General features: G+C 57.5%; 18 protein-coding genes and 5 tRNA genes. 18 read left to right on the plus strand and 5 right to left on the minus strand.

What is annotated here, in order from left to right:
• Positions 1-161: 161 nt before the first annotated feature.
• Positions 162-1043: a squalene synthase HpnC gene (hpnC, locus tag KKO72_RS10130; protein ID WP_214937923.1), complete on the minus strand. Its 882-nt coding sequence runs from the start codon at positions 1041-1043 to the stop codon at positions 162-164.
• 133 nt (positions 1044-1176) lie between these two features.
• Here hpnC and KKO72_RS10135 point away from each other — a divergent pair, with 133 nt between their 5' ends.
• The 13 genes from KKO72_RS10135 to KKO72_RS10195 all read left to right on the plus strand — a co-directional run bounded on the left by KKO72_RS10135 (position 1177) and on the right by KKO72_RS10195 (position 14305).
• Complete coding sequence (locus tag KKO72_RS10135; protein WP_214937925.1) at positions 1177-2376, plus strand: efflux RND transporter periplasmic adaptor subunit; 1200 nt, start codon at positions 1177-1179, stop codon at positions 2374-2376.
• A gap of 7 nt (positions 2377-2383) precedes the next feature.
• Positions 2384-5566 (plus strand): efflux RND transporter permease subunit, encoded by a 3183-nt coding sequence (locus tag KKO72_RS10140; RefSeq protein ID WP_214937927.1) that lies wholly within the window; start codon positions 2384-2386, stop codon positions 5564-5566.
• Between the two features lie 122 nt (positions 5567-5688).
• Positions 5689-5775, plus strand: a tRNA-Leu gene (locus KKO72_RS10145).
• Positions 5776-5797: 22 nt separating this feature from the next.
• The gene (gene tig / locus KKO72_RS10150; RefSeq protein WP_214937929.1) at positions 5798-7108 is read left to right on the plus strand and encodes a trigger factor; all 1311 of its coding nucleotides are present in this window, start codon (positions 5798-5800) and stop codon (positions 7106-7108) included.
• A 144-nt stretch (positions 7109-7252) separates the two neighbouring features.
• A complete protein-coding gene (gene clpP / locus KKO72_RS10155; RefSeq protein WP_304621513.1) occupies positions 7253-7852 on the plus strand; it encodes an ATP-dependent Clp endopeptidase proteolytic subunit ClpP in 600 nt (199 codons plus the stop codon).
• Between the two features lie 6 nt (positions 7853-7858).
• Positions 7859-9121 carry an ATP-dependent Clp protease ATP-binding subunit ClpX gene (gene clpX / locus KKO72_RS10160; RefSeq protein ID WP_214937931.1) on the plus strand — a complete coding sequence of 421 codons (1263 nt, stop codon included), beginning with the start codon at positions 7859-7861 and terminating at the stop codon, positions 9119-9121.
• A gap of 121 nt (positions 9122-9242) precedes the next feature.
• A complete protein-coding gene (lon, locus tag KKO72_RS10165) occupies positions 9243-11684 on the plus strand; it encodes an endopeptidase La (RefSeq protein WP_214937933.1) in 2442 nt (813 codons plus the stop codon).
• 63 nt (positions 11685-11747) lie between these two features.
• A tRNA-Gly gene (locus KKO72_RS10170) sits at positions 11748-11823 on the plus strand.
• A 38-nt stretch (positions 11824-11861) separates the two neighbouring features.
• A tRNA-Gly gene (locus KKO72_RS10175) sits at positions 11862-11937 on the plus strand.
• Positions 11938-11984: 47 nt separating this feature from the next.
• Positions 11985-12058 (plus strand) — tRNA-Cys (locus KKO72_RS10180).
• Positions 12059-12134: 76 nt separating this feature from the next.
• Positions 12135-12227: transfer RNA gene (locus KKO72_RS10185), tRNA-Leu, on the plus strand.
• 16 nt (positions 12228-12243) lie between these two features.
• Positions 12244-12879, plus strand: a complete 636-nt coding sequence (locus KKO72_RS10190) for a DUF6806 family protein (RefSeq protein ID WP_214937935.1) — start codon at positions 12244-12246, stop codon at positions 12877-12879.
• 181 nt (positions 12880-13060) lie between these two features.
• Complete coding sequence (locus KKO72_RS10195) at positions 13061-14305, plus strand: HD-GYP domain-containing protein (RefSeq protein ID WP_214937937.1); 1245 nt, start codon at positions 13061-13063, stop codon at positions 14303-14305.
• 70 nt (positions 14306-14375) lie between these two features.
• Here the strand turns inward: KKO72_RS10195 and KKO72_RS10200 are convergent, their stop codons facing one another.
• The 3 genes from KKO72_RS10200 to lexA all read right to left on the minus strand — a co-directional run bounded on the left by KKO72_RS10200 (position 14376) and on the right by lexA (position 18452).
• Complete coding sequence (locus tag KKO72_RS10200) at positions 14376-15998, minus strand: methyl-accepting chemotaxis protein (protein WP_214937939.1); 1623 nt, start codon at positions 15996-15998, stop codon at positions 14376-14378.
• Between the two features lie 263 nt (positions 15999-16261).
• Complete coding sequence (locus KKO72_RS10205) at positions 16262-17269, minus strand: D-2-hydroxyacid dehydrogenase family protein (RefSeq protein ID WP_214937941.1); 1008 nt, start codon at positions 17267-17269, stop codon at positions 16262-16264.
• 508 nt (positions 17270-17777) lie between these two features.
• The gene (gene lexA, locus KKO72_RS10210) at positions 17778-18452 is read right to left on the minus strand and encodes a transcriptional repressor LexA (RefSeq protein ID WP_078363416.1); all 675 of its coding nucleotides are present in this window, start codon (positions 18450-18452) and stop codon (positions 17778-17780) included.
• A gap of 100 nt (positions 18453-18552) precedes the next feature.
• Here lexA and KKO72_RS10215 point away from each other — a divergent pair, with 100 nt between their 5' ends.
• The 5 genes from KKO72_RS10215 to KKO72_RS10235 all read left to right on the plus strand — a co-directional run bounded on the left by KKO72_RS10215 (position 18553) and on the right by KKO72_RS10235 (position 25101).
• Positions 18553-19518, plus strand: coding sequence for an asparaginase (locus KKO72_RS10215; RefSeq protein ID WP_214938055.1), 966 nt, complete (start codon positions 18553-18555; stop codon positions 19516-19518).
• Between the two features lie 359 nt (positions 19519-19877).
• Positions 19878-20297 carry a hypothetical protein gene (locus KKO72_RS10220; protein WP_214937943.1) on the plus strand — a complete coding sequence of 140 codons (420 nt, stop codon included), beginning with the start codon at positions 19878-19880 and terminating at the stop codon, positions 20295-20297.
• 34 nt (positions 20298-20331) lie between these two features.
• Positions 20332-22056: a methyl-accepting chemotaxis protein gene (locus tag KKO72_RS10225; RefSeq protein WP_214937945.1), complete on the plus strand. Its 1725-nt coding sequence runs from the start codon at positions 20332-20334 to the stop codon at positions 22054-22056.
• Positions 22057-22259: 203 nt separating this feature from the next.
• Complete coding sequence (locus KKO72_RS10230) at positions 22260-23606, plus strand: PAS domain-containing methyl-accepting chemotaxis protein (RefSeq protein ID WP_214937947.1); 1347 nt, start codon at positions 22260-22262, stop codon at positions 23604-23606.
• Between the two features lie 34 nt (positions 23607-23640).
• Positions 23641-25101, plus strand: coding sequence for a chemotaxis protein CheW (locus KKO72_RS10235; protein WP_214937949.1), 1461 nt, complete (start codon positions 23641-23643; stop codon positions 25099-25101).
• 45 nt (positions 25102-25146) lie between these two features.
• On the opposite strand, the gene adk is transcribed toward KKO72_RS10235, so the two are convergent.
• Positions 25147-25803: an adenylate kinase gene (adk, locus tag KKO72_RS10240; RefSeq protein WP_214937951.1), complete on the minus strand. Its 657-nt coding sequence runs from the start codon at positions 25801-25803 to the stop codon at positions 25147-25149.
• Positions 25804-25911 lie beyond the last annotated feature (108 nt).

The raw sequence follows: 25911 nt of genomic DNA on the forward strand, positions 1-25911 counted from the left end.
TCCTGGCTCAAGGTGTTGGCCAGATACGGCGGTTAGCTCCCTCTTCCGCCCGGTGGGGCGGGAGAGGGCGGGGGAGTGAGTGGGGGTCAGTCACCCGGCTGGCAAGCCAAAAATGCACGAGGGACGATTGGGACAGTCAACAAAAATGGAATATAGAAAACTCACCTCATCCAAATCGCCCGCCAAAGCAACACCGGCACATCCCAAAGCCCCAGCTTGGGCCGCTGCCGCCATGTGGCACAACCCAAAGCCTCGATCTTGTCCAGGATGCGCAACCCACCTTGCACCACCAGTCGTAATTCCCAGCCCGCACGTCCTGGCACCTTCATCGGGAGTGCTGCACCTCTGAGCATCAGAGCCCTTGCAGATTCAACGTTGTCAGCTATTAAAAGAGCAGCATTCTGGTTGTGGCTGGTTGGTGAAAAGTCGGCCTCGGTCAGGCCAAAACGGACCAGCGAGGCCTGCGTGATGTACCAGCGCCCGCGCTGGGCGTCCACTGACACGTCCTGCCAGAAGTTGATCAGTTGCAAGGCGCTGCAAATCTGGTCACTTTGCTGCTGCGACAAGGGGTCTGTCACGCCATACAGATGCAACAGCAACCGCCCGATCGGGTTGGCCGAGCGCCGGCAGTAGTCCAGCAGCTCGGTCTCGCCGGTGTAGCGGCGTTGCTCATGGGTGTAGCGCACATCCTGCTCAAAAGCGTCAAGCAGGTCGGTGAGCAGCTGCACCGGCAACTGGTGGGTCTGCACGATGTGTTGCAAAGGCGCAAAAACGCTCCTCCAGCGGCCGCTGTCGGTTTGCCCGTGGGTGCTGGCCAGCAAGTCGGCACGGTAGGCCTGCAGGTCAGCCAGACGGGTGCGTACATCGACCTCACCTTCATCGGCCAGATCATCGGCGGTGCGGGCAAAGTGGTAGATGGCAGTGATGGCCGGGCGCAGGTGTGGCGGACACAGCAGGGATGCCACTGGAAAGTTCTCGTAATGGGTGAGGGCTTGCGGCGCCGGTGTGGTGGTGACTGGGGGGGTGGGTGCTGACGGGCTCATGGCGGGATCGGTTTCAGTGCGTCACAGTGGGGCGAGGTGGCGGGGCAAGTGATGAATTGACAGGGCAGTGCAATGGCCTAAAATTAATAACCAATTGGTCAGTAGTGTGTTCGTTTCTTGAAAGTACCGTCTTATGCCCTTGCAAGCATCCACCATCCGTTGGCCGGGTTTGAGCCTGACTATAGCCTTGGGCCTGCTGCTGATGGCCTGCTCCAAACCAGCGGTCCCCGAGGAGCCGGTGCGTGCGGTGAAGGTGATGACGGTGGGTGTCCAGCCGCTGGTGGCCGGGCTGGACTATGCGGGCGAGGTGCGTGCCCGTGTGGAGTCGCGTCTGGGCTTTCGGGTCGGTGGCAAGCTGATCAGCCGCACGGTGGAGCCTGGCCAGCGTGTCAAGGCAGGACAGGTGCTGGCTCAGCTGGACCCGCAAGACCTCAAGCTGGCAGCGGATGCGGCACGCGCCCAGGTGTCCGCAGCCCGCACCAACCGCGACCTGGCCGCCGCTGACTTCAAGCGTTACCAGTCTCTCAAAGAGCAGAACTTCATCAGTGCGGCCGAACTGGAGCGCCGCGACACCAGCCTGAAAGCCGCGCAGGCGCAGCTGGACGCCGCCCAGGCGCAACTCTCGGCGCAAGCCAACCAGGCGGCCTACGCCACCCTGCTGGCCGATGTGTCCGGTGTGGTGACGGCGGTGTTGGCTGAGGTGGGACAGGTGGTGGCCGCTGGCACACCGGTGGTGCAGCTGGCGCAGGAAGGCGCGCGCGATGTGGTGTTTGCCGTGCCCGAGGACAAACTGGGCGGGATTCAGGTGGGCGCCAGCGTGCTGGTGCGTGGCTGGGTGGCGAGCAGCTCAAACAACGCCAAGATACGCGAGGTGGCCGGCAGTGCCGACCCGGTGACACGCACCTTTACCGTCAAGGCGGCGCTGCCAGCTACCAGTGATCTGGCGCTGGGCAGCACCGTGTCGGTGTTGCCTGCCGGTTTGCAGCGCAGCAACCAGCAGGCCATCAAGCTGCCGACCACCGCCTTGCGCCAGGAGGGGCAAGCCACCGTGGTCTGGCTGCTGGACACCGGCACGATGACGGTCAGATTGCAGCCGATCCAGATCGCCACCGCCGACGGCAACGAGGTGGTGGTGGCCAGCGGCCTGAGCCCCGGCATGCTGGTGGTGACGGCTGGTGTGCATGTGTTGACACCCGGCCAGAAAGTCACGATTTACAAGCCAAATGTGCCTCAAGCCCTGACCAGTCAAGCGCAGACAGCTATCAATGGTGCAGCGCCACTGGCGGCGATTGGTGTCGCCCCGGCCGCTGCCGTGTCGGCCCCGGCGCAGTGAGGCGCGTATGACGAGGCCCGATCTGGACAACAACCAAGGGTTTAACCTGTCACGCTGGGCGCTGGAGCACGCGCCGCTGACACGATTTTTGATGGTGGTGCTGATGGTGCTGGGCGCGGCCAGCTACTTCCAGCTCGGGCAGGATGAAGACCCGCCCTTCACCTTTCGGGCGATGGTGGTGCGTGCCTACTGGCCCGGTGCCAGTGCGCAGCAAATGGCCGAGCAGGTCACCGACAAGCTTGAGCGCACGCTGCAGGAGGTGCCTTACGCCGACAAGATCCGCAGCTACTCCAAGCCGGGTGAGTCACAGATCATCTTCCAGATCAAGGAGCATGCGCGCGGCGACGAGGTGGCCAACGTCTGGTACCAGACACGCAAAAAAATTGGCGACATGCGCAACAGCTTGCCGCAGGGTGTGCAAGGCCCGTTTTTCAACGACGACTTTGGGGATGTGTTTGGCGTGATTTACGCGCTGCAAGCGCCGGGTTTCAGTTATGCCGAAGTCAAAACCTTTGCGGACGAGGTGCGCCAGCAGTTGCTGCGGGTGCCCGATGTGGCCAAGGTCGAGTTGTTTGGTGACCAGGCGGAAAAACTGTTTGTGGAGATTTCGGCCAAACGGCTGGCTCAGCTGGGCCTGGACATGAACACGGTGCTGGCACAACTGACACAACAAAACGCGGTGGAGTCGGCCGGTGCGGTGCAAACCCCGCTGGATGTGGTGCAGGTGCGTGTGGCTGGCCAGTTCACCGCGGTGGATGAGCTGGCTACGATGCCGATTCGTGCGCCCGGGGTGGCTGGCAAACAGCTCCGACTGGGCGACATTGCCACCATCCGGCGGGCGTATGTGGACCCACCGGCGGTGAAAGTGCGTTTTCAGGGCCAGGAGGTGGTGGCCTTGGGTGTTTCGATGGCCAAGGGGGGCGACATCATTGCCCTGGGCAAGGCGTTGGACCTGGCCACGCAACACATTGCGAAGACCTTGCCGGTGGGGGTGACACTGGCGCAAATCCAGGATCAGCCCAAGTCGGTGGCCAACTCGGTGAACGAGTTTGTCAGGGTGTTGATCGAGGCCGTGGCGATTGTGCTGGCGGTGAGTTTCCTGAGCCTGGGTTTGCACAAGCGCCCCGGTACCCACCCGCTTTTCAAGCGTTGGACGCTCGACATGCGCCCGGGTCTGGTGGTGGGCATCACCATTCCGCTGGTGTTGGCGATGACCTTTCTGGCGATGCACTACTGGGGCATCGGGCTGCACAAGATTTCGCTGGGCTCGCTGATCATTGCGCTGGGTCTGCTGGTGGATGACGCCATCATTGCGGTGGAAATGATGGTGCGTAAGATGGAGGAGGGCTTTGACAAGGTGCGCGCCGCCACCTTCGCCTACGAGATCACCGCGATGCCGATGTTGACCGGCACCCTGATCACCGCGACCGGGTTTTTGCCGATTGGCATTGCCAAGTCGATGACCGGTGAATACACCTTTGCAATTTTTGCGGTGACGGTGATTGCGCTGTGTTTGAGTTGGATCGTCTCGGTGTATTTTGTGCCTTACCTCGGTGTGCGCCTCTTGACTGCGCCGCCGCATGTGGTGGCCCATGCCGAGAGTGGTGCGGTGCTGGCACAAGGCGAAGTGCATGACATGTACGACACCCCGTTTTACAACTGGTTTCGCCGCACGGTGAGCGCCTGTGTGCGCCGACGCTGGCTCACCATCGCGGTGACGCTGTTGCTGTTTGTGCTGGGGCTGCTGGGCATGGGCCAGGTGCAGCAGCAGTTTTTCCCGGATTCGGCGCGCCCGGAAATCACGGTGGACTTGTGGTCACCCGAGGGAACCGCTTTTGCCAGCACCGAAGAGGTGGCCAAACGGGTGGAGGCGCGTCTGCTGGCCGAGCCGGGCATTGTGTCGGTGACCCAATGGGTGGGTTCTGGCGTGCCGCGTTTTTACCTGCCGCTGGAGCAGATTTTTCAGCAGACCAATGTGTCGCAGCTGATTGTGTTGCCCCAGGATCTGGCGACACGTGAGCGTTTGCGCCACAAGCTGCCGGCGCTGCTGGCCCAGGAGTTTCCCGAGGTGCGGGGGCGGGTGCAACTGCTGGCCAACGGGCCACCGGTGGCCTACCCGGTGCAGTTCCGGGTGATCGGCCAAGACCCGCAGGGCTTGCGCAGTCGTGCCGACGAGGTCAAGGCCCTGATGCGGCAAAACCCGCACACCCGGGGTGTCAATGACAACTGGAATGAGTCGATCAAGGTCATGCGACTGGAAGTGGACCAGACCAAGGCGCGTGCGCTGGGTGTCAGCAGCCAGTCCATTGCCCAGGCGACCAAAACCACGCTGAGCGGCAGCAGCATTGGCCAGTTCCGCGAGGCAGACAAACTGATTGACATCGTGCTGCGCCAGCCGCTCGATGAGCGCAGCGCCATCACCGACATCGCCAATGCCTATGTGCCCACCAGTTCGGGCCAGTCGGTGCCGCTGCTGCAAATCGCCAAGCCGGTGTTCACCTGGGAGCCCGGTGTTCTCTGGCGCGAGGGGCGGGATTACGCCATCACCGTGCAGAGCGACATTGCCGATGGCAAACAGGGCGCCACCGTGACTCAGGCGTTGCTGCCGCAGCTCAGGGCATTGGAGGCCCAATGGGCGCAGACCGGGCAGGGTGACTACCGCATTGTGGTCGCTGGTGCGGTGGCGGAGAGCGCCAAAGGATCGGCGGCGATTGTGGCGGGTATCCCGATCATGTTGTTCATCACCTTCACGCTGCTGATGCTGCAATTGCACAGCTTCAGCCGGGCGGTGCTGGTATTTCTGACCGGGCCCTTGGGCATTGTGGGTGTGGCTGTGGCGTTGTTGCTGCTGAATCGGCCGTTTGGTTTTGTGGCGCTTTTGGGGGTGATTGCGTTGATGGGCATGATCCAGCGCAACTCGGTGATTCTGATTGACCAGATCGAGCAGGACCGCGCCCGCGGTGTAGCCCCCTTGGAGGCAATTGTGGAGGCGGCAGTGCGCCGACTGCGCCCGATTGTGCTGACCGCAGCCGCTGCGGTGCTGGCGATGATTCCGCTGTCGCGCTCGGTGTTCTGGGGGCCGATGGCGGTGGCGATCATGGGTGGTTTGATCGTGGCCACGGTGCTGACGCTGTTGGCTTTGCCCGCCATGTATGCAGCCTGGTTCAGGGTGACTGTCCACAGCAAATAACTGAGCTGCGGCAATTTCTCAAGATTTAAGCGCTGGGGTCGCTCGGGTGAGGGCTTGGCCTCAGGTTAAAATTCGAGGCTGACCAATTTCTGGGGGCGGTTTTTACCAGCCCCCATTAATTTGCGCGGGTGGCGAAATTGGTAGACGCACCAGGTTTAGGTCCTGACGCTGGCAACAGTGTGCGGGTTCGAGTCCCGCCCCGCGCACCACTCATATTTTTGGAGATGAAAGATGGCCGTTGCTGTAGAAACTCTTGAGAAGCTCGAACGCAAAATGACGTTGAGCCTGCCCCTGGACACCATTCAGGCAGAGGTGAGCGCGCGTTTGAAGAAGATGGCCCGCACCGTGAAGATGGATGGTTTTCGCCCGGGTAAGGTGCCGATGAATGTGGTGGCCCAGCGTTACGGCTATTCCGTGCAATACGAAGTGATGAACGACAAGGTAGGCGAGGCGTTTTTTAATGCCGCCAACGAGGCGCAGTTGCGCGTGGCAGGTCAGCCCAAGATCAACGAAAAAGCCGGTGCACCCGAGGGCGAATTGGCATTTGAAGCCATTTTTGAGGTCTATCCAGAGGTCAAGATTGGTGATCTGAGCACCGCTGATGTGGAAAAAATCACCACCGAGGTGACCGACGCCGCCATCGACAAGACCCTGGAAATCCTGCGCAAACAACGTCGCACTTTCTCCCAGCGCGCCCATGACAGCCAGGCCGCTACGGGTGACCGCGTCACCGTTGACTTTGAAGGAAAAATTGACGGCGAGCCGTTTGACGGCGGCAAGGCGCAAGACTTTCAGTTCATCCTGGGTGATGGCCAAATGCTCAAGGAGTTTGAGGAGGCCACGCTGGGTCTGAAGTCGGGCGAGAGCAAGACTTTCCCGTTGGCCTTTCCTGCTGACTACCATGGCAAGGATGTGGCGGGTAAAACTGCTGACTTCATGGTCACGGTCAAGAAAATCGAAGCAGCTCACCTGCCAGAGGTGGATGATGCGCTGGCCAAATCGCTCGGTATTGAAGATGCCACCGTGCAAGGTTTGCGCGCTGACATTAAAAAGAACCTGGAGCGTGAAGTGAAGTTCCGCTTGCTGGCCCGTAACAAGACCGCCGTGATGGATGCGCTGGTGGCGAAGGCTGAACTCGATTTGCCCAATGCCAGCGTTCAGGCTGAAATTGCCCGTTTGCTCGAAGGTGCCCGCGCTGACCTCAAGCAACGCGGTATCAAAGATGCGGACAAGGTCACGATTCCCGATGATGTGTTCCGTCCCCAAGCTGAGCGCCGTGTGCGTTTGGGTCTGGTGGTGGCTGAGTTGGTGCGTGCCAACAGCTTGCAAGCCAAGATGGAGCAAATCAAGGCCCATGTGGATGAGTTGGCTGCCAGCTACGAAAAACCCGCTGAAGTGTCGCGTTGGTATTTCAGCGACAACAAGCGTCTGGCCGAGGTGGAAGCCATTGTTCTGGAAAACAACGTGACTGACTTTGTGTTGTCCCAGGCCAAAGTGACTGAAAAAGCGGTTGGCTTTGACGAGCTGATGGCGCAAAACTAAGCGTTTGCCACTGTCGGTCTTTAAATTGGGGCTTGGGTCTGGCTTGTAGTCAGACAAACAAGCCCCATTTCATTTATTGGCTTGTGTTTTTAGCTACAGTAGAGCCAGTTTTTGAGATCTAACCCAAACCTTCGCGGGAGTGCAATGGACATACAGAATTTGGGCATGGTGCCCATGGTGATTGAGCAGTCAGGCCGTGGTGAACGTTCTTACGACATTTACTCGCGTCTGCTCAAGGAACGTGTCATTTTTTTGGTCGGCCCGGTTAATGACCATGTGGCCAATCTGGTGGTGGCGCAGTTGTTGTTTTTGGAGAGCGAAAACCCTGATAAGGACATTTCGTTCTACATCAACTCGCCAGGTGGCTCCGTGAGCGCCGGTATGGCGATTTACGACACCATGAATTTCATCAAGCCGCAGGTGTCCACACTGTGCACTGGTTTTGCCGCCAGCATGGGTGCGTTTCTGCTTGCTGCAGGTGAAAAAGGCAAACGGTTTTCACTGCCTAACTCCAAGATCATGATTCACCAGCCTTCGGGCGGCAGCCAGGGGCAGGCGACAGAGATCGAGATTCAGGCGCGTGAAATTCTGAAAACCCGTGAACAGCTCAACAAAATTTTGGCAGAGCGCACAGGGCAACCGCTGGAACGTGTTGAACGCGACACCGAACGTGACTACTACATGTCGGCTGATGAATCCAAGGAATATGGTCTGATTGACCAAGTTATCTCAAAAAGGGCGTAGTTCAAAATGGCCGAAAAAAAAGGCTCCTCCGGCGAAAAAACGCTGTATTGCTCGTTTTGTGGCAAGAGCCAGCATGAAGTCAAGAAACTGATTGCTGGCCCCTCGGTTTTTGTCTGTGATGAGTGTATTGAGCTATGCAACGAAATCATTCGTGATGAGTTGCCTCAGTCCACTGACACCGTTGGCAAGAACGAGTTGCCCACGCCGGCTGAAATCAAGGCCAATCTGGACAATTATGTGATTGGTCAGGAGCCAGCCAAACGTATTTTGGCGGTGGCGGTTTACAACCATTACAAGCGCCTGAAGCACCAGGAAAAGTCTTCCAAAGACGATGTGGAGTTGTCCAAAAGCAATATTTTGCTGATTGGCCCCACGGGCTCCGGCAAGACACTGTTGGCGCAAACCTTGGCACGTATGCTGGACGTGCCGTTTGTCATGGCGGATGCCACCACCTTGACCGAAGCAGGTTATGTGGGTGAAGACGTCGAAAACATCGTCCTCAAACTGCTGCAAAGTTGCAACTACGAGGTGGAGCGTGCGCAGCGCGGGATTGTTTACATCGATGAAATCGACAAGATTTCGCGCAAATCTGACAACCCATCGATCACCCGCGACGTGTCGGGCGAAGGTGTCCAGCAGGCATTGCTGAAGCTGATTGAAGGCACCATGGCCAGTGTGCCTCCGCAAGGCGGGCGTAAACACCCCAATCAGGATTTTGTTCAGGTTGACACCACCAATATCCTGTTTATCTGCGGTGGTGCTTTTGCGGGCTTGGAAAAAGTCATCGATAACCGCACAGAATCATCAGGGATCGGATTTGGTGCTGCTGTTAAAAGCAAGCAAAACCGCAATCTGACCGAGGTGTTCAAGGAGGTTGAGCCGGAAGATCTGATCAAGTTTGGCTTGATCCCGGAACTGGTGGGTCGTATGCCCGTGGTGGCGACGTTGGGAGAACTCAGCGAAGAGACACTGGTGCAGATACTGACCGAGCCAAAAAATGCCTTGGTCAAGCAGTACAGCAAGTTGCTCGCGATGGAAGGTGTTGATCTCGAGATCCGTCCGTCGGCCTTGAACGCTATTGCCAAAAAGGCGCTGGCTCGTAAAACAGGTGCGCGCGGTTTGCGCTCTATTCTGGAACTGGCCTTGATCGACACCATGTTCGACTTGCCCAATGCCTCTAACGTTGAAAAAGTGGTGCTTGACGAGTCCACCATCGAAGAAAACAAGCAACCTTTGCTGGTGTACCGCGAAGTGGCCAAAAAGGCTTGATTTGGTCTGTCTTCGGGGGGGTTTTGCCCCCATCGCGTTTTTATGACCTGCAGATAATAGGCTGGCCGCTTGAAATGCGGTCACGTCGCTCCATATCCAACAGGTAACAAAAGGATGTTTTATGTCTGACCACACACCATTACCTGCTGATTCTCTTGACTTGCCGCTGCTGCCATTGCGCGATGTGGTGGTTTTCCCTCACATGGTTATCCCGCTTTTTGTGGGTCGTCCCAAGAGCATCAAAGCGCTTGAGGCAGCCATGAGTGTGGATCGGCGCATCATGTTGGTGGCGCAAAAAGCAGCAGCCAAGGATGATCCGTTGGTCACGGACATGTTTGATGTTGGCTGTATTTCCACCATTTTGCAGATGCTCAAACTCCCCGATGGCACTGTCAAGGTGCTGGTCGAGGGGCAGCAACGTGCGGTGGTGACCAAAGTGGCCGATGGTGAGTCTTATTTTGTGGCCAGTATCACACCGGTCGAGGTTGTTGCTGAGGCTGAAGGCAAATCCAAGAACAAGGCCAGTGAAATCGAGGCCCTGCGCCGCGCGGTGATGCAACAGTTTGACCAGTACGTCAAGCTCAACAAGAAAATACCGCCAGAAATACTGACCTCAATTGCCAGCATCGATGATCCAGGTCGTATGACGGACACCATCGCAGCACATCTGCCTTTGAAGCTTGAAAGCAAACAGGCCGTTCTTGAACTTGCCAGCATCAAGGATCGTCTGGAAAACCTCTATGGCCAGATTGAACGCGAAGTCGATATCCTCAATGTGGACAAGAAAATTCGCGGCCGGGTCAAGCGGCAGATGGAGAAGAACCAGCGTGATTTTTATTTGAATGAGCAAGTCAAAGCCATTCAGAAAGAACTTGGTGAAGGTGAAGACGGCGCTGACATTGAAGAGATCGAGAAGAAGATCAAGTCAGCCAAGATGCCGAAAGAGGCCTTGAAGAAGGCTGAGGCTGAACTTAAAAAGCTTAAACTGATGTCGCCCATGTCGGCCGAAGCAACGGTGGTGCGCAACTACATTGATGTGCTCACCGGTATGCCCTGGGCCACCAAGACCAAGATTAAGCACAACCTGGCCAATGCCGAGGCTGTGTTGAACGAAGACCATTACGGGCTGGACAAGGTCAAAGACCGTATCCTTGAATACCTTGCGGTGCAACAACGGGTGGATAAGGTCAAGGCGCCTATCCTTTGCTTGGTCGGGCCACCGGGCGTAGGGAAGACGTCGCTGGGGCAATCTATTGCCAAGGCCACTGGGCGCAAATATGTGCGCATGGCGCTGGGGGGGATGCGTGATGAGGCCGAAATTCGGGGGCATCGACGCACCTACATCGGGGCCATGCCGGGCAAAGTGCTGCAAAGCCTGTCCAAGGTAGGCACACGCAATCCTTTGTTTTTGCTGGATGAAATTGACAAACTGGGCACAGACTTCCGTGGTGATCCGTCGAGTGCGCTGCTCGAGGTGCTTGACCCAGAACAGAACCACAAGTTTGGCGACCACTACGTCGAGGTTGACTTTGATTTGAGTGATGTGATGTTTGTGGCGACATCGAATTCCATGAACATTCCACCGGCGCTGCTGGATCGCATGGAGGTCATTCGTTTGGCGGGTTACACCGAGGATGAAAAAACCAATATCGCTATCAAGTATCTGTTGCCCAAGCAGCTCCAGAACAATGGAGTGAAGGAGTCTGAACTGCTGGTGACCGAAGAAGCGGTACGCGACATCGTGCGGTATTACACACGTGAGGCGGGTGTACGTTCTCTGGAACGAGAAATTTCAAAAATCTGCCGCAAGGTTGTCAAGGGTTTACAGCTTAAGAAAATGTCGGGTCTGGTCACGGTGAACGGTGCCAATCTGAACGATTTTCTGGGCGTACGAAAGTATGACTATGGCCGTGCCGAGAAGAAGAATCAGGTGGGTCAGGTGGTGGGTTTGGCCTGGACCGAGGTCGGTGGCGATTTGTTGACCATTGAGGCGGCCATGATGCCTGGCAAAGGCGTGATCACTCGCACCGGTTCTTTGGGCGATGTGATGAAAGAGTCGGTCGAGGCGGCGCGTACGGTGGTGCGCAGTCGCTCTCGCAGGTTGGGTATCAAGGATGAGTTTTTTGAGAAAAAGGACATCCACATCCACGTCCCAGATGGTGCAACGCCCAAAGATGGTCCGAGTGCGGGCGCAGCCATGACCACCGCCTTTGTGTCTGCCATGACGGGTATTCCGGTACGTTGCGATGTGGCCATGACTGGTGAGATCACCTTGCGGGGCGAAGTCACGGCCATTGGTGGTTTGAAAGAAAAACTGTTGGCAGCCTTGAGGGGCAACGTCAAGACCGTGTTGATTCCAGAAGAAAATGCCAAGGACTTGCAAGACATTCCTGAGAACGTCAAGAATGGGCTTGAAATTGTGCCGGTACGATGGATCGATAAGGTGTTGGAGATTGCGCTTGAGCGCATGCCAACACCGCTGCCCGAAGAAGAACCTGTGGCTGCCGCCTCAACTGAGGTGGTGATTGAACCCGCACAATTGTCAGGTGCTGTGAAACACTGATAAACTTTTTTGTTTTTCAGGCTAACCGAGTCCATTTTTATCTTATACTCATGGGCTTGCAACGCGGGAATAGCTCAGTTGGTAGAGCGCAACCTTGCCAAGGTTGAGGTCGAGAGTTCGAGACTCTTTTCCCGCTCCAGGTTTTTTTATTTGATGTGGACTGATGTTCGCATCCGTGCGGGAATAGCTCAGTTGGTAGAGCGCAACCTTGCCAAGGTTGAGGTCGAGAGTTCGAGACTCTTTTCCCGCTCCAGATATTTGAAAAGGGAAGCGACCGCTTCCCTTTTTTGTCAAGGTTTTGGCGCGATAGCAAATCGGTTATGCAACGGATTGCAAATCCGTCTAGCCCAGTTCGACTCTGGGTCGCGCCTCCAGATACGGGCTCAAAAATGCTCAAGCAAGCCTCGCAAGTTCTATGTGCGGGGCTTTTTTGTTTCACAATAGACCCGTGCCCGAGTGGTGAAATAGGTAGACACATCGGACTTAAAATCCGCCGCTTCGTGAATAACGGGCGTACCGGTTCGATTCCGGTCTCGGGCACCACTTAAACTCCAGCGCTATGGCACGTTATAACGCCCCTTTTGAAATTCATGTCCATGGTCAGGTGGCTTTGCGCACCGATGTGACGTTTGACAATCTGCAGGATGCACTCAAGCCCCTGTGGAAATATGCTGGTGCCAAATCTTTGGTTGCTGCGTCTGGCAGTTTTTACGAAGATGAACCAGGTATCAGGTTTGATGCCCAGGAGCATTTGTTGCAAATGTGCTGGACTGTTGAGGGTGACGACGACTTTCGCCAAGCGCTTGATGAGATGTGTATGAACCTCAACGATGTGGCGCAATCCGGTGCCGCCATCGAGGTTACCTTTTACGACACCGAGTTCGACGAAGACGAAGAAGATGCCTCCGATGCCGAGTCACGCGATGATTTTGTGATGCTGTTTGTTGGACCAGACCCAGCATCCATCATGCAGGTTCAACGTGATTTATTGGTGCAGGATGTGGTCAATCTGATGGAGCGCCACTTTGATGGTGCCGAACTTGGCGGTGTTGTTGCCGCCATCGACAGTTTGTTCAGCCAGCGATTTGACGACTTGGTCAACTCCTTGCAGTTGGGCAAGCCGCCACGTGGTTCGGGTGGTGGTTCCAGTGGCATGGGTCATGGGGGTGGGCGCAAACCCCGTCATTTACATTAGTCTGACCGACGGTCTTATAGGTCAGTGCCGCGTAACAGGGTGGTGGGTGCCCAAGTACATTACATCCAGCATCTCGGTGTTGTTCCTGCGTCTGTGGCAAACTCTTTTGACAAGGCAAGTGCATTGAGTCGCACTGTCACAGCCTCATCCGATAATGGGTGGGTGCTGGCAACTTCAAAACATGCTTAAACGTATTCAAGTTGATCAACTCAAGTTGGGAATGCACCTCAAGGAGTTTTGTGGCTCCTGGATAGATCATCCGTTTTGGCGGACAGAGTTTGTGCTCAAGGACCCAAAAGACATTGAGTTGATTTTGGCCAGCGGCGTCAAAGAGGTGATGATCGACTGCAGCAAGGGTTTGGATGTGCCTCTTGGTGTGACTGCAGGCGCCGGGCAAGATGTGTTATCGGCGCCAGTTGCTCCGCAACCCATTGTTGAACTCCCGTCTCCATCTTCACAACACGCCAACACGGTGCCGGCCAGCCAGGAGTTGGAGCGTGCCGCGCTCATTTGCCAACGCTCCAAAGCTGCTGTGGTATCCATGTTTCAAGAGGCTCGGATGGGCAGAGCCGTTGACGTGGGTGGTGCTCTGCAACTGGTTGAAGAGATTTCTGCCTCGATCGCGCGCAACCCTGGGGCGATCATCAGCCTGGCTCGTCTCAAAACGGCCGATGACTACACCTACATGCACTCGGTGGCAGTGTGCGCCATGATGGTGGCGTTGGCGAAACAGCTGAGATTGGATGACACTCAGACACGACTGTGCGGCATGGCGGGTCTGTTGCACGACATGGGCAAGGTGGCCATGCCCGTCAAAGTGCTCAATAAACCTGGCAAGCTGACCGATGCCGAGTTTGCAGTCATACGCTCCCATCCCGCCGAGGGTTACAAGATACTCGCCGCCAGCAGTGCTGTGGATGCCGTGTCACTGGATGTGGTACTCCACCACCACGAAAAAATGGATGGGAGTGGCTATCCTGAAGGTTTGGACGGCGACGGCATCAGCCTCTATGCCAAGATGGCTGCGGTGTGTGACGTTTACGATGCCATCACATCCAACCGACCTTACAAATCTGGCTGGGATCCGGCCGAGTCCTTGCGCCGCATGGCCGAATGGGCCGGACACTTTGACCCCAAGGTGTTTCAGGCGTTTGTCAAAAGCATGGGTATTTATCCGGTGGGCTCGCTGGTGCGTTTGAAGTCCGGACGCATTGGTGTGGTGATCGAACAGTCACCCAAGTCGCTGACCATGCCCATCATCAAAGCCTTCTTCTCCACCAAATCCAATATGCGCATCGTGCCCTTCGTGGTTGACTTGTCGCACCCGTTGACACAGGAGAAGATCGTCAACCGCGAAGACCCTGCACAGTGGAACTTTCTGGACCTCAATGCTTTATGGTCGGGGCTCAGTCATCTGTCACGTTAAGCTTGACTGACTCCTGTGCGTCACTTGGTTCCGGGGCGCACAGTTTCTGAGCTGCTGGGTTACAGATCGCCTACATGGTCAGTAAGCTTGGTGATCCGACGAGTCGGGGGGTGTCCTGGATGATGTCGTTCAATTTGAAAGTAGCCACGAGCGTGGACAGCACTTGTGCCTGTTCACGCATGCTTTGAGCCGCAGCGGCAGATTGTTCCACCAAGGCGGCATTTTGTTGTGTCATTTCATCCAGATTGGCAACAGCCGCGTTAACCCCCTGAATTTCACGATCCTGCTCTGAAGACGACCTCGATATGTCGGCCATGATATCGGTCACGCGCTGAACCGACGCGACGATGTCTTCCATGGTCTGACCTGCATCGGTGACCAGGCGCGTGCCAGCGTCAATGCGTTCCACACTTGCACCAATGAGCCCCTTGATTTCCTTGGCTGCTGCTGCTGAACGCCCGGCCAGGCTGCGGACCTCACTGGCAACCACTGCAAAACCGCGCCCTTGTTCACCCGCTCGTGCGGCTTCGACTGCCGCATTCAGTGCCAGGATATTGGTCTGAAAAGCGATGCCGTCAATGACACTGATGATGTCGCTGATCTTCCTGGAACTGACCTGGATGTCGTTCATGGTACTGACCACTTGGGCCACCACTTGGCCACCACGTGCAGCCACCTGGCCAGCGGAGGCCGCCAGTTGGTTAGCCTGTTGTGAGGCTTGCGCTGATTGGCGCACCGTGGCCGTAAGTTGGTCCATGCTGGAAGCCGACTGTTGCAGCTGGTTGGCGGTCAGTTCGGTTCTGACGCTCAAATCCTGATTGCCACTGGCGATCTCAGCGCTGGCGGTGGCGATGCTATCGGTGGTGTTGCGTACTTGCCCGACCAACTGGGTGAGTGCAGTCTGCATGTCGGACAAGGACACCAGCAGGTGCGTGGTTTCGTCGTTTCCTCCGGTGTCGATCTGTTGCCGTGTCAAGTCGCCAGTGGCAATGGCGCGTGCCATGCGTTCGGCCTGGTCAATCGGGTGGCAAATGGAGTTCATGTTGGCCAGCGTCAGAGGAATGATGATGGCCAGCACCAACAGCGTCATGCCAACGATCAGCCAGATCACCTTGTTCAGGGTCACCTGTAGTTCTTGTTGGTTGGTTTCTGTGGCAGTTTGCAGTTCCGAGGCCAATGCGGTCAGGCTGGCATTGGCTCGATCAATGATGGGTTGCAGTTTGCCAATGGTCGCCGCTGCCACCTGTGCAGAGGGGAAACCCATGTTTTCAAGCTGTGTCGCCATGGGGGCAAACTCGGTCTTGAACTGCTGCATGTCATTGAGGATCACTGTCAACTGTTGGCGTTGTTCCTCTTCAGGAAGCAAAGGGGACAATGTTTGCGCCGACTTCTCGATTTGTGCATAAGCGGCTGTCCAGGCTTCCTTGTGTTTTGAGGCTTCGACCGAGTTTTCATACTGGATCACCATGTCTTTCTCGTTGATTCGCAAATCACGCATGGCTTGTTGAAGGTGCCCCACCTCGGTCATGGAGGTTACGTCACGGGTAACCAAATGGACGGTGATACTGTTGGCGTACAGCTGAGCAGCGATGCCGATGCCGCCAATCAGGCATAGTGCGGTACTCACCATGCCTATCGCACCCCACATACGCATGCGGATGCTCAGGCGGCGCATCAATAACTCGAATTTCATTGGGTACTCCGAAAATAGAAGAAACGAAGCATGGCTGTAAGCAATAGCTGTGCCGCCCAATCGATTGGCCTCAAACCAAGGCAACAAAAAGCGAGAGCTTCAAATATGTACAGCCTCAGCCTAATCTCGGTTCAACAACGGTGCAAGGGTATTCTGCGTGACTTTGGCCCGTTCGCACAACAGCTATTTTTGATGGATTGGCAGCGTACCTTTTCTGAAAATGGCTGCTCAGCACAGTCGCGCAGAAACGACTGCGCAGGTGTTCAGCGCCTGACCTGTAGGGCGCCGGGATTCACGATGTTGGTGGGGCGCCCCTTGATGAAGTTCACCACATTGTCGAACGCGGCGCCAAAATACATTTCGTAACTGTCGAGTTCGACATAACCGATATGCGGTGTACACACACAATTTTCTAAGCGCAACAGAGCGTGGCCTTGCAGGATCGGCTCTGACTCGTAGACATCCACGGCGGCCATGCCAGGGCGACCCCGGTTGAGTGCACCCAGCAGCGCATCGGGCTGGATCAGCTCGGCGCGTGAGATGTTGACCAGCAGCGCAGTTGGTTTCATTCTGGACAAATCTTCTGCGCTGATCACGCCAGCGGTCTCCTCGTTCAGGCGCAGGTGCAGGGACAACACATCACTTTGCTCAAACAGCTCCTCTCGGCTACTGGTGACCTCAAACCCGTCGAGCACGGCGCGCTCTCGTGACGGAGCTCGGCCCCAAATCAGCACCCGCATGCCAAAAGCCCGTCCATAACCCGCGACCAACTGGCCAATGCGGCCATAACCCCAGATCCCGAGCGTGCGCCCTTTCAAGGTGGTACCCAGACCGAAATTGACCGGCATGGCACTGGACTTCAAACCAGATTGTTGCCATGCGCCGTGTTTGAGATTGCCGATGTATTGCGGCAGGCGGCGCATGGCCGCCATGATCAATGCCCAAGCGAGTTCGGCGGGTGCCACCGGTGAGCCGGTACCCTCGGCTACCGCGATACCGCGCTCGGTGCAGGCACCGACATCCAGATGGGTACCGACCCGACCCGTTTGTGCCACCAGTTTGAGCTTGGGCAACTTCTCAATCACGGCACGAGACAAGTGGGTACGCTCACGGTTGAGCACAATCACATCGGCGTCTTTGAGTCTGACCGTCAATTGCCCCAGTCCTTTGACGGTGTTGGTGTACACCTTGGCCTGAAGGGGCTCCAGTTTGGCTGCACATGCCAGCTTGCGCACCACGTCTTGGTAATCGTCCAAAATCACAATATTCATGCCACCGATTGTGCCTCGGCGGGGACAACCCGATGGAATCAGTGATCCTGAATTACCAACTTTTACCCGCCTGGCCAGCTGCGCCGGGAGCGTGTCAGCCAGGCCTAGTGTTGCAGTGCCTCACGGGCTGCCAGTCGGTCAAGTTCGGCACACACGTCGGCCATGCGCCCGGAAATCCGCAATCGTCCTGACTGGCTGGGGTTTTGGCCTGACTCCATCACCTGCAGCACTCGCACGGGTCGACTGGATCGCACCGGTTGCTTGTTGGCCTCTGTGGTGTGGGTTGGAGTGTCCGATGTGCTGGCATCTGTCCTGGTGAGTGCAGCGGCTCTTTCTGAGGTTGTGCTTGGCACGGACCCCCGTGGCAGTGGTTGCCCTGGCTTGGCCATCAGCCACTGCCAAAGCACCTTGAACGATTGCAAAACAGACGATGTGGTGGATGCGTGGTTCATGGTGCGTGCTTTCACAGAGGTGGTTCAGGGGTGAAGTGCAGGGTGGAGGAGCGGGTTCACATCAGCATGGTGTTGCGGATCAGGCCCACGGCCAGGCCTTCAATCTCGAACGGCTCACCGGGTTCAACCACAATGGTCTGGTAGTCCGGGTTCTCTGGGTGCAGTTCGATGATGTTTTTGTTGCGCATGAAGCGTTTGACGGTGACCTCTTCACCGAGACGGGCGACCACGATCTGGCCGTTTTTGGCATCGCGGGTGGTTTGCACCGCCAGCAAGTCACCGTCCATGATGCCGGCGTCCCGCATGGACATACCACGCACCTTCAGCAGGTAGTCGGGTTTGCGCTGGAACAGGCTGTTTTCGACGTAATAGGTTCTGTCCACATGTTCTTGCGCGAGGATCGGCGAGCCAGCAGCCACCCGGCCAATCAATGGCAAGGCCAACTGGGCCAGCGCCGCCAGGGGCGACGCCAGCTGGGCATGGCGCGACTCGTTGATGGAGCGCAAGTCATCACTGCGCAGCCGGATGCCACGTGAGGTACCGCTGACCAGCTCAATGGCACCTTTGCGGGCAAGTGCCTGCAAATGTTCTTCGGCTGCGTTGGCGGATTTGAAGCCCAGCTCTGCAGCGATCTCGGCGCGTGTAGGTGGGGCACCTGTGCGTGTTATGGCACTCTGGATAAGATCCAGGATCTGTTGCTGGCGGTCGGTCAGTTTGGGACGGGTGAGCATGGTGACTCCTTGTGGGTGGTACTGTTTTCTTATCCAGTAACTGTATTTTTAATCAGTTTTTGAAAGTGTGCAAGTGGTATCTGAATTAATTCCCAAAAAAATGGTGGTGCTGGGTACGGGCGGCACCATTGCCGGCACCGCCAGCAACCCGGCCGACAACATTGGCTACACCGCCGCCCAGGTCGGTGTGGCGCAGTTGCTGGCGGCAGTGCCCGCCCTGAAAACTGTGTTGCGCGACCATGACTTGGTCAGTGAGCAGGTGGCTCAGGTCGACAGCAAGGACATGCGCTTCGACGTCTGGCTGAGCTTGGCGCAACGGGTTGTCCATCACTTGGCGCAGGCCGATGTGAGCGCGGTGGTCATCACCCACGGCACCGACACCTTGGAGGAAACAGCCTATTTTTTACACGCGGTCTTGCCCCCTGCCTTAATCAATGAGAAGCCGGTGGTGCTGACCTGCGCCATGCGACCGGCCTCGGCGCAGTCGCCGGATGGCCCGCAAAACCTGATGGATGCGGCGGCCGTGGCCCTGACGCCCGGCGCCCACGGGGTGGTGGTGGTATGTGCGGGCACGGTGCACAGCGGCCTGGACGTGCAAAAGGCACACACCTACAAGATAGATGCTTTCAACTCCGGTGACGCAGGCCCGCTGGCGTACGTGGAGGAAGGGCAGGTCAGGATAGTAAAAAATTGGCCTCTAGCCTTTATGGATAAAGGGCATATAGCTATCAAAGATATACCAGATGCAGCGCTCTGGCCACGTGTCGAGATTGTGATGAACTATGCCGGTTGTGGTGGTGAGGTGGTGGATGCCTTGCTGTACCCACGTGAAGGTGTTGCGCCACTGCGTGGCCTGGTGGTGGCTGGCACCGGCAACGGCACGATGCACCACGATCTGGAAGCGGCGCTGCGCCGCGCGGTGTTGGCCGGAGTGACGGTTGTGCGTTCCACCCGCTGCGCCCAGGGCCGTGTGTTGGCGACCACCCAGAGCGAATTTCCCCATGCGCAGGGGCTGTCTCCGGTCAAAGCACGGGTGGCCTTGCTGCTGTCGCTTTTGAGCGCCTGAAGTCGGCTCTGGGGCTGCTTGTGTGGTGAACCCCGTCAGTTGAGTTCGCGCTCTTGGCGGCTTTGCCGCTAGATGGTGCCTCTTTTTTGGGGCTTCACCTGTCATGTTGGTGCCGACCGATAGCCCAAGTCTCACCTTGTCTGCGCCACTCAACCCGTGCGCAAGGGGCATCGCGCCGTGCTGGGGATAGTTAATCCTTGCGCCAAGGGTTTGTACCAAGCCTCTGAGGAACCTGGGGACATTCAAATCTACAGCACCCATGGACACGACGTTTCGGTCGGTGGTGTGCAGGAAAGTTTTAAAAAAATATATAATTTTGACAAATAATGTAGTTTTGTGCTGCTGACTAAGGTGATGACATGGTTCAAACAGCAACAGTGCGTAGCAGCACAAGGCGCACAGTGGCCTCTCCAGCCGACAAGCAGGAGCTGGCATTCAGTGAAATTTGGGATTTCGAGCGGCGTGACGAGGACAACGACATCGATAACTTGCAGGTGTACGGTATCCGCTGCTTTGAGCAGCCCACCGATCTGGCCAATCCACCCGCACCCATCCTGGTTGACGCCAACCTGCTTGGTGTGAAGGCGCCGATCAGTCTGAGTTTTGACGAACAGGTCTTTGGAGTGGTGATGGGCAAGGTGTCTGGCCAGATCATTTTCGCGCCAGGGCAACGGCGCCCGGTGCCCGACTTTTCATCGGTTACTGGTGATCAGCGCCTGCTGCTCAAGAAGCGCATGCCCAGCGCAGCTGTGGGTCCGGTTTCAAGTTGGCTGCATTGAGCTGTCATCTGTCGTTTAACACAAGGGGAAAGCCATGGATTTTTTCAACAACCTGAAAATTGTCACCCGCCTGAAGGTGATTTTGGGCTTCATGACCGCCATGCTGTTTGGCATTGTCGGACTCGCCATGTGGCAAATGGGGGTGATGAGCGCCTCCACACATCAGATCACCACCAACTGGATGCCCAGTGTGGAGTTCATCAACATGATGAACACCAACACCTCGGACTACCGCATCACCGAAATCAGCCATGTGCTCAGCACCGACCAGCAGGAAATGGCAGCTATCGAGAAGGACATGGCCAAAGTTAAGGCAGACTTCGACAAGAACCACGATGCCTATGCCAAACTGATCAGCAGCGACGAAGAACGCAAACTCTATGACGCCTTTGTCGCAGATTGGAAGGTGTATTTGCAGATGCACGAGCAGTTGCTTGATGCTTCGCGCAAAAACGAGACCGAGCGTGCCCGGGCCATCCTCGACAAAGAAAGCAAGCCAGTCTATGACAGCTTCTCTGCCACCTTGATGAAGCTTATCAACTACAACCACGAGGGCTCGGTGGCCGAGGGCAAGGCCAGTGATGCAGCGGACATTTTTGCTCGTAACATGATGATTGGCGCTGCCCTGGTGGGTCTGGTGCTGGCCTTGCTTGCCGGTTTCTGGCTGATCCGCTCCATCAGAGGACCGTTGACCCAGGCCGTGGAAGCAGCGGGCCGTGTGGCTGCCGGCGACCTCACTGGCAAGATCAACATCACCTCCCAAGATGAAACGGGTCTGGTCCTGCAGGCACTGGATCGCATGCAAACCGCCCTGATTGGCGTGGTCTCTACGGTGCGCACAGGCTCCGAATCGGTCGCTACTGCCAGCGCCGAAATCGCCCAAGGCAACAACGACCTGAGCCAACGCACCGAAGAACAAGCCAGCGCGCTCGAAGAAACCGCCGCCAGCATGGAAGAGTTGAGTTCCACCGTCAAACAAAACGCCGACAACGCCCGCCAGGCCAACCAACTCGCCCAAAGCGCCAGCAGTGTGGCCGTCAAGGGTGGTGAAGTCGTGGCCCAGGTGGTCGACACCATGAAAGGCATCAACGAAGCCTCACGCAAGATCAGCGACATCATCAGCGTGATCGACGGTATTGCCTTCCAGACCAACATCCTCGCTTTGAACGCCGCCGTCGAAGCAGCCCGTGCCGGTGAACAGGGTCGGGGGTTTGCGGTGGTGGCCAGCGAGGTGCGTAGCTTGGCTGGCCGCAGTGCCGAAGCCGCCAAAGAAATCAAGAGCTTGATCAGCACCAGTGTGGAGCGGGTGGAACAAGGCACGACCCTGGTCGACCAGGCCGGTGCCACCATGACCGAGGTGGTGACCTCGATCAAACGCGTCAACGACATCATGGGCGAGATCAGTGCGGCCAGCACCGAACAAAGCCAGGGTGTGGGCCAGATTGGTGAAGCCATCCAACAGATGGACCAAGTCACCCAGCAAAACGCAGCACTGGTCGAGGAAATGGCCGCAGCGGCCAGCAGCCTCAAGAGCCAGGCACAGGACCTGGTGGGTACGGTGGCCGTGTTCAAACTCGCGGCGGGGCAAGAAGGTGCTTTCTCAGCGCCCGCTGCACGTCCCTCCGCACCACTGAACCACAGCACATCCAAGCCGTTGGCCTCAGCCAAGAAGGTCGTGGCCAAGGCAACGCCCCCAGCTGCGGCCTTGAGCCACAACAGCCCAGCCAAGGCGGGCGGTGATGAGTGGGAAAGCTTTTGACATCTGACTGTGGTCTCAGGTCGTGGCTAGAGGTCTGAGTCGCTTGGAAGCCAAGTGTTGAAAAACCGAAGTGCTGCAAACGCTGTAGCACTACACCGCTTGGCCTGAATTTCAAGCCAAGGCGGCATGCGCTTGTTTTGGTGTTTCCGCGCCGCAAGCGTCCAGAATTTGTGACTGCTTCAGCAGCCTGAAGGGAGAAAGACATGCACAACGCCGCTTTGGCCAAGGACACACAGCAGACGGAATTGATCGCCATGGTGGCGGCCATCCACCGGGTTCAGGCCATCATCGAATTTGATTTGCAGGGCCGCATCCTTCATGCCAATCAGAACTTCCTGCATACGTTTGGCTACACCGAAGACGAGATCGTGGGCCAGCACCACCGCATGTTCTGTGACCCGGCCTACACCCGCACCTCGGACTACCTGATGTTTTGGGAGCGTCTGGGCAAAGGCGAATTTGATGCGGGTGAATACCTTCGGGTCAGCAAGACGGGCAAGGACGTGTGGATACAGGCCTCTTACAACCCGATTTTTAATCCAGAGGGTGTGCCGGTCAAAGTGGTTAAATTTGCCACCGACATCACCGAGGCCAAGCTTCGCAACGCCGAGTTTGAAGAAAAAATCCAAGCTCTTTCACGCTCGCAAGCCATCATTGAGTTCGACATGCGCGGCCACGTATTGCAGGCCAACGCCAATTTCCTGCGCACCTTTGGCTACACCGCAGAGGAAGTTGTTGGGCAGCACCACAAAATGTTCTGCGACCAGGCCTTGCTGACGTCGGTGGCCTACCGCCATTTCTGGGCTGACCTGGCTGAGGGCAAGTTTCAGAGCGGGCGTTTTAGGCGGGTTGGCAAACATGGCGCCGAGGTGTGGATCCAGGCCACCTACAACCCGATTTTTGACCTGAAAGGGCGTCCCTACAAGATCGTCAAGTTCGCCACGGACATCACCGAGCGGGTCAACGCTGAGGAACAGGTTCAAGAGAAGATTGCAGCCATCACCTCGGTGCTCGATGAGCTGTCCGCCTCCATCGAGCGTATCTCCCAGAACTCGAACGAGTCCAGCAAGCTGGCCCAGCAAACGCAGCAAGATGCCAGTGAAGGCAGCTTGTTGCTGGCCAAGTCCAGAGAATCCATCGCGCAAATTCAGAAGTCCTCGCAAAGTGTGCAGGAGATTGTGGACACCATTGGCGAGATCGCCAGCCAGACCAATTTGCTGGCCTTCAACGCGGCCATCGAAGCTGCGCGCGCCGGCGAACACGGCTTGGGCTTCTCGGTGGTGGCTGATGAGGTGCGCAAACTCGCTGAAAAGTCGGCCCTGGCCGCGCGCGAGATCGCCAAGCTGATCCGTGAAACCGTGCAACGGGTGGATGACGGCGGCCACGTTTCCGCGCAGGTGGATGTGGCCTTCGACAAGATCGTGACCTCGGTGGGCAGCACCTCCACATCGGTCGGTCTGATCACCGAGGCGACGGCAGAACAGGCCAACGCCACCCGCAATGTGACCACGCTGTTGGCCGAGTTGCAACAACGCATTCAGGTTCGCTGACCGCTGCCGAACCACCTCGTCCGGTTTTCGCACGATGAACAACAACATCGACATTGCCCTGTTTGAAGTGGCCGCGCAGTGTTTTGGTGTGCCCTGTTGCCATGTGGTGAATGCCCTGGTAGAGCCTGCAGATCTCACCCGCGTTCCCCGTACCCAGGGCGCCTTGTACGGCGTTTTTTCGCACCGTGGCCAGATGGTTCCGGTGATCGACCTGGCACAGTGGATGGGTTGCTCTGCCTCCGACCCAGGTCAGGCAGCGCTCATGACACTGTTGGTGCTCAGGGCCAACAGCAAGTTGCTCGCAGTCCGGGTCGATGCGGTCAAAGGGCTGCTGCGTACCACAGACGATGCCGTGCACCCGGTGTGCCATGACCGTGATTCGACCGAGCTGTTCCACAGCGTGGTGGAGGTGGGCGGCGGCAAAGCCCCCTTGGCGCTGCTCGATCCGCTGCGTCTGGCGGCGCTCACACACATCTGGAGCGATGTGCTTGGACCCGACGGCACAAGCGGGCAAGAAGTGCAAGCGCTGCTTGGTCGTGATGCCGACCTGAAGCAAACCCCGGTATGCGCTGTGCTGCGTGTTGGCGGCCAACAGCTGGCACTGCCTGCTGATGTGATTGGTGAAGTGGCCATGCCATTGCCGATACAAGCCATGGCAGGACTAGGTGGTGGCTTTCTTGGCATGGCGCATTGGCGTGACCACGATGTGCCGGTGGTTGATTTGAGCCAGATGCTGGGCTTGCCTGCTCTTGACCGAGCGCAACCGTCTTGGCTGTTGGTGCTGAGTCTTGCCAACCGCCAACTGGCTTTTGACGTGCAGGACCTGGTCTCGGTCGGGTCGTTTCCAGCGGCATCGGTTCAAACGGAGGTCGCCTTGCGCAGTGCCCTGCAGGCCGTGGCCACTGGCAGTCTGCTTGACGCTGAGGGTGCGCGCATCTACCTGCTGGATGCCAAGAAACTCATCGATTTGGTTCCCCTGAGCCACGCCATTGCCAAGGCCAAGTTGGCGCAAGATCAAAGCGCAGCGTCTCCTCTGTTGATCAAGAACCACAGCGCAGCGAGTACCGGGTCATGGGTGGTTTTTCACAGTAATCAGCTCTGGGCTGCGCCCATGCTGCAGCTGCGCGAAATCATCCGCCCCAGTGACAGCCTGCGTCAACAGCTGCGTGAACACCAGACTTTGCCAGGCGCTTTGGAGTGGCGCGAGCAGTCTCTGCCATTGGTGGACATGCGTTTGGCGCAGGGCCAGGCTGCGTCGCAGGACAGCGCTGAGCTGCGAATCATGGTTTTGCAGGTGGCAGTGGGCTTGCGCGCTGTGTTGGTTGAGCGTGTGGTGGAACTCATCCCCGGGCACGCTGGCAGCCGGTTCAGCTTCCGGGTGGGCGGCTCGGAGGTTGACTCGGTGTCGGTTGGCACCGGGTCTGAGCACAGAAGCTACCGGGTTTTTGAGGCCAGTAGCCTCTTTGGCGAGGCACAGAGCATAAAAAAAGCCTGAGGCCCAGGCTGGGCATCAGGCTGTGGGGTGCGGAGGCAAACGGTTTTAGCTGGCCAATGCGGCAAATGCCCGGGTCGTGATGTCCTCGACGCTGCCGGTGCCGCTGATGGCGCGGTATTGGGGGGCGGCTGCGGGCTCGCTCTTGGCCCAGGCCGAGTAGTAGTCCACCAGCGGTCGAGTCTGGGCGCTGTAGACCTCCAGGCGTTTTTTGACGGTTTCTTCCTGGTCGTCGACGCGTTGCACCAGCGGCTCACCGGTCACGTCGTCCACACCGGCCACTTTGGGCGGGTTGAACTTGACATGGTAGGTTCGGCCAGAGGCCGGGTGGGAGCGGCGGCCACTCATGCGTTCGATGATGGCGTCAAACGGTACATCGATTTCCAGCACATAGTCGAGCTTGACACCGGCGGCTTTCATCGCGTCGGCCTGCGGGATGGTGCGTGGGAAGCCGTCGAACAAAAAGCCGTTGGCGCAGTCGGCCTGGGTGATGCGTTCCTTGACCAGGTTGATGATCAGGTCGTCGCTGACCAAGGCACCGGCGTCCATGATGGCTTTGGCCTGGATGCCCAGCGGGGTGCCGGCCTTGACAGCGGCGCGCAACATGTCGCCGGTGGAAATCTGTGGAATGCCGTATTTCTGGCAGATGAAGGTGGCTTGGGTGCCTTTACCAGCGCCAGGTGCGCCCAACAAGATCAGTTTCATGCGTGTCCTCGGGAAGTTGTAAAAAAATCAAAACCGTTCTCTGCTCAGTTGGACGGGTCCAAAGCACGAAACGTGGGTGGTTCAGAATAGCATGGGCCAGCTGCCGGA

The organism is Rhodoferax sp. U11-2br (assembly GCF_018619435.1).
Classification (GTDB): Bacteria; Pseudomonadota; Gammaproteobacteria; order Burkholderiales; family Burkholderiaceae_C; genus Rhodoferax.

Excerpts from the sequence above, each read along its gene's own strand:
- hpnC (WP_214937923.1), bottom strand. The coding sequence starts at position 1,043 with ATGAGCCCGTCAGCACCCACCCCCCCAGTCACCACCACACCGGCGCCG.
- KKO72_RS10135 (WP_214937925.1), top strand. The coding sequence starts at position 1,177 with ATGCCCTTGCAAGCATCCACCATCCGTTGGCCGGGTTTGAGCCTGACT.
- KKO72_RS10140 (WP_214937927.1), top strand. The coding sequence starts at position 2,384 with ATGACGAGGCCCGATCTGGACAACAACCAAGGGTTTAACCTGTCACGC.
- tig (WP_214937929.1), top strand. The coding sequence starts at position 5,798 with ATGGCCGTTGCTGTAGAAACTCTTGAGAAGCTCGAACGCAAAATGACG.
- clpP (WP_304621513.1), top strand. The coding sequence starts at position 7,253 with ATGGACATACAGAATTTGGGCATGGTGCCCATGGTGATTGAGCAGTCA.
- clpX (WP_214937931.1), top strand. The coding sequence starts at position 7,859 with ATGGCCGAAAAAAAAGGCTCCTCCGGCGAAAAAACGCTGTATTGCTCG.
- lon (WP_214937933.1), top strand. The coding sequence starts at position 9,243 with ATGTCTGACCACACACCATTACCTGCTGATTCTCTTGACTTGCCGCTG.
- KKO72_RS10190 (WP_214937935.1), top strand. The coding sequence starts at position 12,244 with ATGGCACGTTATAACGCCCCTTTTGAAATTCATGTCCATGGTCAGGTG.
- KKO72_RS10195 (WP_214937937.1), top strand. The coding sequence starts at position 13,061 with ATGCTTAAACGTATTCAAGTTGATCAACTCAAGTTGGGAATGCACCTC.
- KKO72_RS10200 (WP_214937939.1), bottom strand. The coding sequence starts at position 15,998 with ATGAAATTCGAGTTATTGATGCGCCGCCTGAGCATCCGCATGCGTATG.
- KKO72_RS10205 (WP_214937941.1), bottom strand. The coding sequence starts at position 17,269 with ATGAATATTGTGATTTTGGACGATTACCAAGACGTGGTGCGCAAGCTG.
- lexA (WP_078363416.1), bottom strand. The coding sequence starts at position 18,452 with ATGCTCACCCGTCCCAAACTGACCGACCGCCAGCAACAGATCCTGGAT.
- KKO72_RS10215 (WP_214938055.1), top strand. The coding sequence starts at position 18,553 with ATGGTGGTGCTGGGTACGGGCGGCACCATTGCCGGCACCGCCAGCAAC.
- KKO72_RS10220 (WP_214937943.1), top strand. The coding sequence starts at position 19,878 with ATGGTTCAAACAGCAACAGTGCGTAGCAGCACAAGGCGCACAGTGGCC.
- KKO72_RS10225 (WP_214937945.1), top strand. The coding sequence starts at position 20,332 with ATGGATTTTTTCAACAACCTGAAAATTGTCACCCGCCTGAAGGTGATT.
- KKO72_RS10230 (WP_214937947.1), top strand. The coding sequence starts at position 22,260 with ATGCACAACGCCGCTTTGGCCAAGGACACACAGCAGACGGAATTGATC.
- KKO72_RS10235 (WP_214937949.1), top strand. The coding sequence starts at position 23,641 with ATGAACAACAACATCGACATTGCCCTGTTTGAAGTGGCCGCGCAGTGT.
- adk (WP_214937951.1), bottom strand. The coding sequence starts at position 25,803 with ATGAAACTGATCTTGTTGGGCGCACCTGGCGCTGGTAAAGGCACCCAA.